The organism is Streptomyces sp. NPDC059957, assembly GCF_042730015.1.
GTDB lineage: Bacteria > Actinomycetota > Actinomycetes > Streptomycetales > Streptomycetaceae > Streptomyces.
Genome location: NZ_JBHWMB010000092.1, coordinates 1 through 11,462, shown reverse-complemented (window position 1 = coordinate 11,462; position 11,462 = coordinate 1). Strand labels below are relative to the sequence as shown.

Sequence of the window (11,462 nt, the reverse complement as noted above, 5' to 3'; positions counted from 1 at the left end):
GCCGGGACTGACCCCGGCCGGGGTCAGTCCCGCGGATCGGCGGCTCTCGGGTCGACGGCCCGCGGATCGGCGGGGCCCGGGTCGATGGCCCGCGGGTCGAACATCCGGCCCTCGACGGCGGCCCTGGCCGCCTCGGGAAGGGCCTCGGTGGGCCGCTCCAGGGGCGGGAGCTGCGGCAGCGCGTTCCAGGGCACGGAGCGGGCCCGCAGGTCCGCACGTACCTTCTCGGCGAGTTTGCGGGTGTCGCGGCGGTTCATGACCGCTCCGACGGCGGCGCCGACCATGAACGGCATCAGGTTGGGCAGGTTGCGGAACATCCGCTTCGTGATCTGCTGGCGCAGTTCGCGCTTCATCTGCCCGCCGAGCGCGGCGTTCAGCGTCGTCGGCTTGGTGAGGTCGACCCCGCGCTCCTCCGTCCACGACGTGAGGTAGGCGACGCTGCGTTCCTTGAGGCTGCCGGGCGGCCGCAGGCCGTAGACCTCGTGGAGTTCGGCGATGAGCTTCAGCTCGATCGCGGCGACCCCGGTGATCTCGGCGGCCAGCTCGGCCGGCATGGCGGGGGGCACCGGCAGCATGGCGGCGGCACCGATCCCGGCGCCGACCGTGGAAGTGGCGTTGGCGGCGCCCGAGATCAGCTTGTCGGCCAGCTGATCGGGCCCGAGGCCCGGGAACTGCGCGCGCAGGGTCGCGAGGTCCCGAACCGGAACGCGCGGTGCGTTCTCGATGACTCGGTCGGTGAGGTAAAGGGCGGCGGCCCTGGCACTTTCGCCGCCCTTGCGCACACCGTTCTTGACGGCTTGCAGCCGACGGACCCCGGAGTGCTTCCGGGGCCCCTCGCCGGCCTCGGAGGCCGACGTCACCGCCTCGGCGGTGTCGGGGAGCACGGCGGGTACGCCGGGGGCTCCAGGGCCTGTTTCCAGGCCCTCGGTTCCCTCGCGCGTCTCCGCCGGATCACCAGCTTTTCGGAAGCGTCGCTTCCGAAATGGTGTCGAGCCAGTCACGGCCGACGCCTCTCAGTCGCATTCGCGGCAGATCGGCTGACCGTTCTTCTCGCGGGCCAGCTGGCTGCGGTGGTGCACCAGGAAGCAGCTCGTGCAGGTGAACTCGTCGGCCTGCTTCGGCAGGACCCGTACGGCCAGTTCCTCGTTGGAGAGGTCTGCGCCGGGCAGGTCGAGGCCCTCGGCGTTGTCGATTTCGTCCAGGTCGACGTTCGAGGACGACTTCTCGTTGCGACGAGCCTTCAGCTCTTCGATGCTGTCGTTGTCTACGTCGTCGTCGGTCTTGCGCGGGGTGTCGTAGTCCGTTGCCATAGTTCGCTCTCCCCCTCTGGGATTTAGCGGGTGTCTCAGCGCACGTAACGCGCGAGAGGCCGGACTTGTGCCCGACCTGAGGCGGAGATTTTGCCTCACATCAAGGTCTGTTACTCAATCGACACCCAGCCGCACATTCAGAAGAGCGATTGGCTGGGATGACGACCGGGACCGTACACGGTCCGGGGGCCGTCTTGCACAAACGCCACCCCATGTATTTCCCGCCGCTAGGGGGGCCGGAAACCCGGACTTCCCGGGCTTTCCGGCCCCGCCAAGGTCACTGAGCGCATAGGGACGGACACTCGACACTGTGATCGATCGCACAGAAGTCACTGCCTTCATGACCCATGCATTCAGCCAACAGCGAACACGGGGTGGTCGCCCTCACAGGGGCAGAGTGACGCGCATCACGAGGCCACCGCCCTCGCGCGGGACCGCCTGGATCCTCCCGCCGTGTGCGCGCGCCACGGAGCGCGCGATCGAGAGGCCGAGCCCGACACCCTTGTCGCTGCCGGTGCGCTCCGTACGCAGCCGCCTGAAGGGCTCGAAGAGGTTGTCCACCTCGTACGCGGGAACCACGGGACCCGTGTTCGATACCAGCAGGACCGCCTGCCCGTGCACGGCCTCGGTGGTGACCTCCACCCAGCCGCCCTCGGGCACGTTGTAGCGCACGGCGTTCTGCACCAGGTTGAGCGCGATCCGCTCCAGCAGCACGCCGTTGCCCTGGACCACGGCCAGCGCGCGCTCCCCGCGGATCTCCACGCCCTTGGCCTGCGCCTCCCCGCGCGCCTGGTCGAGGGCGCGCGAGGCCACCTCCGCCAGGTCCACGGGCTTGCGCTCGATGATCTGGTTGTCGCTGCGGGCCAGCAGCAGCAGGCCCTCGACCAGCTGCTCGCTGCGCTCGTTGGTGGCGAGCAGGGTCTTGCCGAGCTGCTGGAGCTCCACCGGAGCCCCGGGGTCGGAGAGGTGCACCTCCAGCAGCGTCCGGTTGATGGCCAGCGGGGTCCGCAGCTCGTGCGAGGCGTTGGCCACGAACCGCTGCTGGGCCGTGAAGGCCCGCTCCAGCCGGTCGAGCATCTCGTCGAAGGTGTCGGCGAGCTCCTTGAGCTCGTCGTCCGGGCCGTCCAGCTCGATCCGCCGGGTGAGGTCGGAGCCGACCACCCGGCGGGCGGTGCGGGTGATCTTGCCCAGCGGCGAGAGCACCCGTCCGGCCATCGCGTAGCCGAAGGCGAAGGCAATGATGCTGAGGCCCATCAGAGCCATCAGCGAGCGGCTCAGCAGGTCGTCCAGCGCGTGCCGGCGCTGTTCGAGGATGCAGGTGTTGATCGCGGCGTTGAACTGGTCGGGCATCTGGCCCGTACCGCTCACGCCGGGGCAGCTGCTGGTGACCTGGATCGGGCCGCCGCCCACGATCGTGAACGGCAGCGCGTTGCCCTGCCGCAGCGCCTGGGCCGCCAGCAGGTAGATGATCGACAGCAGCAGGATGCCGGCGATCAGGAACATCCCGCCGTACAGCAGCGTGAGACGTATCCGGATGGTCGGCCGCAGCCAAGGGAAAGGACCCTCGGGCTGGCCGGGGTCCCAGGTCGGTTTCGGTGGCGCCGCCGGTGGCGCCGGGGTCGCGGCCACCCGCGTCAGATCCGGTAGCCGGAACCGGGGACGGTCACGATGACCGGCGGCTCCCCGAGCTTGCGGCGCAGCGTCATCACCGTCACGCGCACCACGTTGGTGAAGGGATCCGTGTTCTCGTCCCACGCCTTCTCCAGGAGCTGCTCGGCGGACACGACCGTGCCCTCGCTGCGCATGAGGACCTCCAGCACCGCGAACTCCTTCGGCGCCAGCTGCACCTCCTTGCCCTCACGGAACACCTCGCGCCGGTTCGGGTCCAGCTTGATGCCGGCGCGCTCCAGCACGGGGGGCAGCGCGACCGTGGTGCGCCGGCCGAGGGCCCGTACCCGGGCGGTCAGCTCGGTGAACGCGAAGGGCTTGGGCAGGTAGTCGTCCGCCCCGATCTCCAGGCCCTCGACCCGGTCGCTCACGTCGCCGGAGGCCGTCAGCATGAGCACGCGGGTGGGCATGCCGAGCTCGACGATCTTCCGGCACACGTCGTCGCCGTGCACGAGCGGGAGGTCCCGGTCGAGCACGACCACGTCGTAGTCGTTCACTCCGACGCGCTCCAGGGCCGCGGCGCCGTCGTACACGACGTCCACGGCCATGGCCTCCCGGCGCAGTCCGGTGGCCACCGCATCGGCGAGCAGCTGCTCGTCCTCGACGACGAGTACGCGCACGTCGTTTCCTTCCTCAGAGCCCGTCAGGGCAGGCGTGTCATGTGGCCTCCATCCTGCCCCTTTCGCCGGTAAACCGGCTGTAAGACGCTGCTCGGGGGTGAGGCAGGGGGTGACGCGCGGGACGGAAGTGAGGGGAAGTGAGGATTCCCTTGCCTTACGAGGTTTCTGGGGCCAGGGCGGCGGGGAGGACGACTTCACACCCCGAACACCTCCCTGACGGCGCACTGCCACGTGCCGCCGCCGACCCACGAAGAGGGGGCGAACCCACCATGGACGCATTCACCGCGGGTCTCCTGCAGCGCATCAGGAGCACGCAGTCGGACCTCAGGCAGGCTCGCGAGACGGGCGACGACTTCCTCGTGGAAGTGGAACAGGCTGAGCTGGAAGACCTCCAGCGCATCGCAGCCGATCACGGCGTTCCGGTCACCGTCTCCGCCTGCTGATTCCAGCCGCCGTACCCACACCCCCGGACCCCGGAGGCCGCCACCCGGCCGCCGGGGTTCCCTCATGCCCCGGTGCCCCGGAGGTGCTCCGGAGCGCCCCGGAGCCCGCCCGGGGCCGGCCCGCTCAGTCGTGCCAGGCCCCGGCTTCCTCCAGCAACGGCTGCAGCGAGGCGAACACCGCGGGGGTCGCGGCCAGCGCGAGCTCTCCCGAGGCGGGCTCTGCGGGCCTGCCGCCCGTCACCGCGCCGGCCTCCCGCGCGATCAGCTCGCCCGCCGCCAAATCCCAGGGGTTCAGTCCGCGCTCCCAGTACCCGTCAAGCCGTCCGGCGGCCACGTCGCACAGGTCGATCGCCGCCGAACCGCCCCGCCGGACGTCCCGGACCAGCGGGATGATCCGCTGCGCGACGTCGGCCTGGTGCGCCCGCCGGCTCTGGACGTACGCGAACCCGGTGCCGATCAGCGCCTGGTCCAGCGGAGCGGCCGGCCGGCAGGCGAGGCGGACACCGCCCAGCCAGGCTCCGCGGCCCAGCACCGCGTGGTACGTCTCCCCGCGCATCGGCGCCGCCACGACCCCGGCCACCGTCTCGCCGCGGTACTCGGCCGCGATGGACACGCCCCAGGTCGGCAGCCCGTAGAGGTAGTTCACCGTGCCGTCGAGCGGGTCGATGACCCACCGCACGCCGCTGGTGCCGGCCGATTCGGAGCCCTCCTCGCCCAGCAGCCCGTCCTCGGGCCGGCGCTCCCCGAGGATGCCGGTGATCAGCTTCTCGGCCGCGATGTCCATCTCGGTCACCACGTCGATCGGGCTCGTCTTGGTCGAGGCGACCGCCAGATCGGCGGGCCGCCCGTCCCTCAGCAGCGCGCCCGCCCGGCCGGCCGCCTCCAGGGCCACGTCCAGCAGTTCGGTCTTCAGCTCTTCGGAGATCACGCCCGGCTCCCGTTCATCGACTTCTGCGGACTTCACTGCGGCATTTCACCGCGCACACCGGCGGCTACGCGTACGGGCTGTCCACGCCCGCGGCCGCCGGCCGGGGCCCGCGCGCCGGGCAGCAGCCCACCGCGCACAGGTCGTGGCTCGCTCCGAGGAGCCCGAGCGCGCAACGCTCCACGCTCTCCCCCCGTTCCGCCGCGGCCCGCTCCAGCACGAGGTCCCGTACCGCCGCCGCGAACCGGGGGTCGGCGCCGACCGTGGCCGAGCGGGCGATGGGCAGCCCCAGCTCGGCGGCCTTCGCCGTCGCCTCCGTGTCGAGGTCGTACAGCACCTCCATGTGGTCCGAGACGAAGCCGATCGGCACCATGACGGCCCCCGGGGCGCCCGCCGCGTGCAGGGCCTCCAGGTGGTCGCAGATGTCCGGCTCCAGCCACGGGATGTGCGGGGCGCCGCTGCGCGACTGGTAGACGAGCTCCCAGGGCAGCTCGGTGCCGGTCTCGGCGCGGACCGCGTCGGCGATCAGTTTCGCGACGTCCAGGTGCTGCTTGACGTAGGCGCCGCCCTCGCCGTCCGCGGAGTGCTCCTCCACGGGGCCGGAGGCGTCCGCGGCCGCGATCGGGATGGAGTGCGTGGTGAAGACCAGGTGCGCCCCGCCGCGGACCTCCCCGGGCAGTTCGGCCAGCGAGGCCAGCACCCCGTCGATCATGGGCTGCACGAAGCCGGGGTGGTTGAAGTAGTGCCGCAGCTTGTCGACCTTCGGCAGGTCCGCCTCGGCAGTACCCTCCCGGGCCAGCAGGGCGAGCGCGTCCGCGAGGTTCTCGCGGTACTGCCGGCAGCCGGAGTACGAGGCGTACGCGCTGGTCGCGAGCACCGCGATGCGCCGGCGCCCGTCGGCGGCCATCTCGCGCATCACGTCGTTCAGGTACGGGGCCCAGTTGCGGTTGCCCCAGTAGACCGGCAGGTCCAGCCCGTGCCCGGCGAAGTCCTTGCGCAGGGCGTCCAGCAGCTCGCGGTTCTGGCCGTTGATCGGGCTGACGCCGCCGAAGCCGAAGTAGTGCTGCCCGACCTCCTTGAGCCGCTCGCGCGGGATGCCGCGCCCGCGCGTGACGTTCTCCAGGAACGGCACGACGTCGTCGGGCCCCTCGGGGCCGCCGAAGGACAGCAGCAGGAGGGCGTCGTAGGGGGCGGCGGGGCCTTCGGCCGGGCCGGCGGCGGGGGCGCGGAGCTGGTCAGACATGCTTCGAATCCTGCCACCCACCGCCGCCCCGCGGAAAACAGGCCCGTCCTGCGGACCGCTCCACCGCGGGCCGGGCCCCCCTTCCCGCCCGCGGCTTCATCAGGCGGGCGGCCCGTACGCGGCCGTAACCTGTATGGGCCAATGACGTCCCTTACGGAGGGCACCTTGCCCAGTCCCTACCGCGCGATCTTCGCCGCCCCCGGGAGCCGGGGCTTCAGCGCGGCCGGCCTCATCGGCCGGCTGCCGCTCTCCATGGTCGGCATCGGCATCCTGACGATGATCTCCGAGCTCACCGGCCGCTACTCGCTGGCCGGCGCCCTCACCGCGACCCTCGCCCTCTCGGCCGCCGCGATCGGCCCGCAGGTCTCCCGCCTGGTCGACCAGTACGGCCAGCGCCGCGTCCTGCGGCCGGCGACCCTGCTCGCGCTCCTGGCCATCTCCGGGCTGCTGCTGTGCGCGGCCAACAACACCCCCGACTGGACGCTCTTCGTCTTCGCCGCGCTCGCCGGCTGCGTCCCCAGCGTGGGCTCGATGATCCGAGCGCGGTGGACGGCCATCTACCGGGATTCGCCGCGCGAACTGCACACGGCGTACTCCCTGGAGTCCGTGCTGGACGAGGTCTGCTTCATCTTCGGGCCGATCCTGGCCATCGGGCTCTCCACCACCTGGTTCCCCGAGGCGGGTCCGCTGGTCGCCGGGGTCTGCCTGCTGGTGGGCGTGTGGTGGCTGACCGCGCAGCGCGCCACCGAGCCGGCCCCGCACCCGCGCGGCGAGGACGCCGACCGGACCTCGGCGCTGCGCTCCCCCGGACTCCAGGTGCTGATGGCCACCTTCGTGGCCACCGGCGCCATCTTCGGCTCCATCGACGTGGTCACGCTGGCCTTCGCCGACGAGCAGGGGCACAAGGCATGGGCCAGCTTCATCCTGGCCGTCTGGGCGGTCGGCTCCTGCCTCGCGGGCATCGTCTTCGGCCTGCTGCACCTCAAGGGCAAGCCGGAACGCAGGTGGGTGCTGGGCATCTGTGCGATGGCCGTGAGTATGATCCCCCTCCTACTGGCCGGGAACCTTCCGTTTCTGGCCGTGGCGCTCTTCGTCTCGGGCCTCGCCATCGCTCCCACGATGATCACCACGATGGCCCTGATCGAGGCGCACGTACCACGCGCGAAGCTGACCGAGGGCATGACCTGGATCAGCACCGGCCTCGCGGTCGGGGTAGCGCTCGGCTCCTCCGTGGCCGGCTGGGTCATCGACGCCGCCGGCGCGAAGACCGGGTACGTCGTCTCCATCTCGGCGGGGACCGCCGCGGCGGCGGTTGCGTTCGCGGGTTACCGCCGGCTGACGAGGTCGGCGCAAGGGGAGGAGCCTTCCAACGATGGCGACGACGGGGACAGCAGGCAGCAGCGGGACACGGACCGCCGCGTGGCATAACTGGGCGGGCAACGTCAGCGCCACGCCCGTGCGCGTGGTCACCCCGGCATCGGTCGGGGAGCTCCGGGAGGCGGTCCGCCGGGCCGCCGGGGACGGGTTGAAGGTGAAGGCGGTCGGCACCGGTCACTCCTTCACCGCGGCCGCGGCGACCGACGGCGTACTGATCCGCCCGCAGGCGCTGGCCGGCATCCAGGCGATCGACAGGACCGCCGGCACCGTCACCGTGGCGGCGGGCACGGTCCTCAAGGACCTCAACCTGGCCCTCGCCAAGGAGGGCCTGTCGCTCGCCAACATGGGCGACATCATGGAGCAGACGGTCTCGGGCGCCACCAGCACCGGCACCCACGGCACCGGCCGCGACTCGGCCTCCATCGCCGCCCAGATCCGCGGCCTGGAGCTGGTCACGGCGAACGGGGAGCTGCTCACCTGCTCCGAGAAGGAGAATCCGGACGTCTTCGCGGCGGCCCGCCTCGGGATGGGCGCGCTCGGCGTGGTCACCTCGCTCACCTTCGCCGTGGAGCCGCTCTTCTTCCTGACCGCCCGTGAGGAGCCGATGACCTTCGACCGGGTGACGGCGGAGTTCGACCAGCACCACGCGGAGAACGAGCACTTCGAGTTCTACTGGTTCCCGCACACCGGCAACTGCAACACCAAGCGCAACAACCGCAGCCAGGGCCCGGCCGCCCCGCCCGGAGCGGTCTCCGCCTGGGTCGAGGACGAGCTGCTGTCCAACGGCCTCTTCCAGGCCGTCAACTCCTTCGGCCGCGCCGTACCGGCGGCCATCCCCTCCATCGCCCGGATCGCGAGCCGCGCCCTGTCGGCGCGCACCTACACGGACATCCCGTACAAGGTGTTCACCAGCCCGCGCCGGGTGCGGTTCGTGGAGATGGAGTACGCCCTTCCGCGCGAGCGCGTCGTCGAGGCGCTGCGGGAGCTGAAGGCCATGGTGGACCGCTCCGGCCTGCGGATCAGCTTCCCGGTGGAGGTGCGGACGGCTCCGGCGGACGACATCACCCTGTCGACGGCCTCGGACCGCGAGAGCGCGTACATCGCGGTGCACATGTACAAGGGCACCCCGTACCAGGCCTACTTCACGGCCGCCGAGCGGATCTTCACCGAGTACGGCGGGCGGCCGCACTGGGGCAAGGTGCACACGCGGGACGCGGAGTACTTCGCCGGGGTGTACCCGCGCTTCGGGGAGTTCACCGCACTCCGGGACCGACTGGACCCGGACCGGGTGTTCGGCAACGACTACCTGCGGCGCGTTCTGGGCGACTGAGCCCTCAGGGGGCCGGGGACTCCTCGCCGGCCCCGGCGCTCGGCGTGTGCTTGCCGGTGCCGGGGCTGGGAGTCGGGGTGGGCGTGGGAGTCGGGTCCGGCTTCGGCGTGGGCGTCGGAGTCGGTGTCGGAGTGGGCGTCGGGTCCGGGGAAGGCGAAGGGTCCGGGTCGGGCTTCGGGCTCGGGTCGCCCTTCGAGTGCGAGGGGCTCGGGGAGTTCCCGGTGTCCGGGGTCTTCCCGCCCTTCTCGCCGGTGCCGGTACCGGTTCCGGTGCCCGACGGGTCCTTCTGCGGATCCGGCTTGTGGTCGCGGGCCTTGCCGACTCCGCCGGTGAGGATCGTGCCTCCGTCGGCGCTCACCGAGGTGCCGGCCACCGCCTCGTAGGTCCCGAGGCCGCCGAGGGCTATGACGAAGGCGGCGCCGGAGGCCACGGCCGTCCGCTTCCAGCCCCGCCTCCGGCTGCCGTGGACCGTCGCCTCGCCGAACTCCCCGTCGGGCTTCTCGTCGGGCGGCGGCCCGGCCGGGACGGTGCCCAGCAGCATCGTGCCGTCCGGCGCCCTGCGTACGGGACCGGACCCGGGCCCGTCCACCGGGACCTGACGGGCCTTCGGCCGGGCCGTCTCGCGCAACTGGTCGCCGGTGCGACGGAAGAAGTGCTGGATGACGGGCCCTCCCGCGGTGGCCACCACACTCACCACGCCCGCGCCGAGGATGGTCCCGTAGACGCCCATCTGCGAGGCGAGCAGGGCCGCCGCGACCGTCGCGAGGGAAGAACCCGCGACCTGAGCCGCGCTCAGATCGAGCTTCTTCTTCTCCTTCTCCTGCTCCGGTTCGACGTCCAGCACCGTCTTCTGACCCATCGCCATCCCCTGCGTGTCCTGCCCTTCGCGCTCCAACGCCTTCTCCCGTTACTGACACATCAGCGAAACGGATAGTTCCGTTTCCGGAGATTCTGTGAAGCAGGACACCTGAAAACGGACGCACGCCCAGGTCCGGCCGGATGTGGACCCGATCCAGGGCAGGCCAACTCCCGCCGTCCGAGACAAGTTCGGCGGCGCGGCGGTCCACCCAGGTGGCCCGAATGGAGTACTGTGGCGAGCCCTGGGGCCGTCCTTCCTTTCGGATGTCCGGACTCGGGAGAGGGGGCCGGCAGATGGAAAAACGGCACTCGAGACCGGCGATGCCGCGGTATTGCACGGGATCCTGCTGCGCACAGTAATCGTTCGGTCACTGTGCGTGCCCAACAGGTAACCGTGCCATAACAGCGATCAAGGGCGCATGCCCGACACGCCGGTTTAACTCGGCAAGGTAGTGGCAGGCTGCACCCGGGCAGGCCACACTCGACTAGCGGAAGCAGCGACGCACGTGACGTCGGCAGGCACCACCCGGGAGGTCCCCATGCCCGAACTGCGTGTCGTGGCCGTCTCAAATGACGGCACACGACTGGTGCTCAAGGCTGCGGACAGCACGGAGTACACGCTTCCGATCGACGAGCGTCTCCGGGCTGCCGTGCGCAACGACCGTGCGCGCCTGAACCAGATCGAGATCGAGGTGGAGAGCCACCTCCGCCCCCGCGACATCCAGGCACGCATACGAGCCGGTGCCTCCGCGGAGGAGGTCGCCCAGATGGCCGGCATCCCCGTCGACCGGGTACGCCGCTTCGAGGGCCCCGTGCTCGCCGAGCGCGCGTTCATGGCCGAGCGTGCCCGCAAGACCCCCGTGCGCCGGCCCGGCGAGAACACCGGACCCCAGCTCGGCGAGGCCGTGCAGGAGAGGCTCTCGCTGCGCGGGGCCGAGAAGGAATCCGTCCAGTGGGACTCCTGGCGCCGCGACGACGGCACCTGGGAGGTCCTGCTGGTCTACCGGGTCGCGGGCGAACCGCACTCGGCGAGCTGGACGTACGACCCGCCGCGCCGGCTGGTCGTGGCCGTGGACGACGAGGCCCGCTCGCTGATCGGCGAGTCGGACGACCTGCCGGCGACCCCGGAGCCGAGCTTCCCGTTCGTGCCGAGGATCGCGCGGCTGCCCCGGGACCGTCCGCTGGACCGGGCGCTCGACCGTCAGATGGAACGCCCGACCCCGCCCCCTCCCCCGCCGGAGCCGGAGGCCGAGGACGAGCGGGACACGCTGACCGCCCTGCTGGAGGCGGTACCGAGCTTCCGCGGCGACATGGTGGTTCCGGAGCCGGTGACGGAGCCGGAGGTGGAGGAGCCGCCCGCCGCCTCGGCGTCGGCCGGTGCGGGTTCCGCGTACGCGGACGTCCTGATGCCGCGCACCGTGGCGGGACACCGGGACCGGCTGACGGGCACGACCGACCGGCAGGCGGAGGCCGACGGGGTCCGTCCGGGCCGCCGCGCGGCGGTGCCGAGCTGGGACGAGATCGTCTTCGGCACCCGCCGCAAGAAGCAGGAGTAGCAGGAGTAGCAGGAGTAGCAGGAATCCTGCCCGGTCCCCGACACGGGGGGCCGGGCAGGATCCGAAGTGACGGCAGGCCCTAGGGGGTGTCTTGCCGATCAGGCCGGGCTCGCGGCGCCTGGCACCGCGCCT

Annotated in this window: 11 protein-coding genes; 4 read left to right on the top strand and 7 right to left on the bottom strand. The window is 71.6% G+C overall.

The window, feature by feature from the left end:
- Positions 1 to 23 precede the first annotated feature (23 nt).
- From ACFWBW_RS36840 to ACFWBW_RS36825, 4 genes are all read right to left on the bottom strand, one after another.
- Entirely contained in the window at positions 24 to 1,001 is a 978-nt protein-coding gene (locus ACFWBW_RS36840; protein ID WP_385382551.1) for a hypothetical protein, read from the bottom strand.
- A gap of 12 nt (positions 1,002 to 1,013) precedes the next feature.
- Positions 1,014 to 1,310 carry a DUF4193 domain-containing protein gene (locus ACFWBW_RS36835; protein ID WP_112451146.1) on the bottom strand — a complete coding sequence of 99 codons (297 nt, stop codon included), beginning with the start codon at positions 1,308 to 1,310 and terminating at the stop codon, positions 1,014 to 1,016.
- A 384-nt stretch (positions 1,311 to 1,694) separates the two neighbouring features.
- The gene (locus ACFWBW_RS36830) at positions 1,695 to 2,939 is read right to left on the bottom strand and encodes a HAMP domain-containing sensor histidine kinase (protein WP_243331627.1); all 1,245 of its coding nucleotides are present in this window, start codon (positions 2,937 to 2,939) and stop codon (positions 1,695 to 1,697) included.
- Between the two features lie 5 nt (positions 2,940 to 2,944).
- Complete coding sequence (locus ACFWBW_RS36825; protein WP_112451148.1) at positions 2,945 to 3,598, bottom strand: response regulator transcription factor; 654 nt, start codon at positions 3,596 to 3,598, stop codon at positions 2,945 to 2,947.
- Between the two features lie 269 nt (positions 3,599 to 3,867).
- Between ACFWBW_RS36825 and ACFWBW_RS36820 the strand changes: the two genes are divergently transcribed.
- Positions 3,868 to 4,041 carry a hypothetical protein gene (locus tag ACFWBW_RS36820; RefSeq protein ID WP_204357838.1) on the top strand — a complete coding sequence of 58 codons (174 nt, stop codon included), beginning with the start codon at positions 3,868 to 3,870 and terminating at the stop codon, positions 4,039 to 4,041.
- A gap of 124 nt (positions 4,042 to 4,165) precedes the next feature.
- On the opposite strand, the gene ACFWBW_RS36815 is transcribed toward ACFWBW_RS36820, so the two are convergent.
- Positions 4,166 to 4,969 carry an inositol monophosphatase family protein gene (locus ACFWBW_RS36815; RefSeq protein WP_385382590.1) on the bottom strand — a complete coding sequence of 268 codons (804 nt, stop codon included), beginning with the start codon at positions 4,967 to 4,969 and terminating at the stop codon, positions 4,166 to 4,168.
- A gap of 64 nt (positions 4,970 to 5,033) precedes the next feature.
- On the bottom strand, positions 5,034 to 6,209 hold the full coding sequence (locus ACFWBW_RS36810) for a ferrochelatase (protein ID WP_385382546.1): 1,176 nt from the start codon (positions 6,207 to 6,209) through the stop codon (positions 5,034 to 5,036).
- Positions 6,210 to 6,374: 165 nt separating this feature from the next.
- Between ACFWBW_RS36810 and ACFWBW_RS36805 the strand changes: the two genes are divergently transcribed.
- Positions 6,375 to 7,637 carry an MFS transporter gene (locus ACFWBW_RS36805; protein WP_385382543.1) on the top strand — a complete coding sequence of 421 codons (1,263 nt, stop codon included), beginning with the start codon at positions 6,375 to 6,377 and terminating at the stop codon, positions 7,635 to 7,637.
- Complete coding sequence (locus tag ACFWBW_RS36800; RefSeq protein WP_385382540.1) at positions 7,582 to 8,916, top strand: D-arabinono-1,4-lactone oxidase; 1,335 nt, start codon at positions 7,582 to 7,584, stop codon at positions 8,914 to 8,916. The genes ACFWBW_RS36805 and ACFWBW_RS36800 overlap by 56 nt, the downstream gene beginning before the upstream one ends.
- Before the next feature lie 4 nt (positions 8,917 to 8,920).
- On the opposite strand, the gene ACFWBW_RS36795 is transcribed toward ACFWBW_RS36800, so the two are convergent.
- Positions 8,921 to 9,775, bottom strand: a complete 855-nt coding sequence (locus ACFWBW_RS36795; RefSeq protein ID WP_385382537.1) for a hypothetical protein — start codon at positions 9,773 to 9,775, stop codon at positions 8,921 to 8,923.
- 538 nt (positions 9,776 to 10,313) lie between these two features.
- On the opposite strand from ACFWBW_RS36795, the gene sepH reads away from it, so the two are divergent.
- Complete coding sequence (gene sepH, locus ACFWBW_RS36790; RefSeq protein WP_385382534.1) at positions 10,314 to 11,330, top strand: septation protein SepH; 1,017 nt, start codon at positions 10,314 to 10,316, stop codon at positions 11,328 to 11,330.
- Positions 11,331 to 11,462: the final 132 nt, after the last annotated feature.

What these genes read in the sequence shown, in the direction of transcription:
- sepH (WP_385382534.1), top strand. Translation starts at nt 10,314, where the DNA reads ATGCCCGAACTGCGTGTCGTGGCCGTCTCAAATGACGGCACACGACTG.
- ACFWBW_RS36835 (WP_112451146.1), bottom strand. Translation starts at nt 1,310, where the DNA reads ATGGCAACGGACTACGACACCCCGCGCAAGACCGACGACGACGTAGAC.
- ACFWBW_RS36795 (WP_385382537.1), bottom strand. Translation starts at nt 9,775, where the DNA reads ATGGGTCAGAAGACGGTGCTGGACGTCGAACCGGAGCAGGAGAAGGAG.
- ACFWBW_RS36820 (WP_204357838.1), top strand. Translation starts at nt 3,868, where the DNA reads ATGGACGCATTCACCGCGGGTCTCCTGCAGCGCATCAGGAGCACGCAG.
- ACFWBW_RS36800 (WP_385382540.1), top strand. Translation starts at nt 7,582, where the DNA reads ATGGCGACGACGGGGACAGCAGGCAGCAGCGGGACACGGACCGCCGCG.
- ACFWBW_RS36810 (WP_385382546.1), bottom strand. Translation starts at nt 6,209, where the DNA reads ATGTCTGACCAGCTCCGCGCCCCCGCCGCCGGCCCGGCCGAAGGCCCC.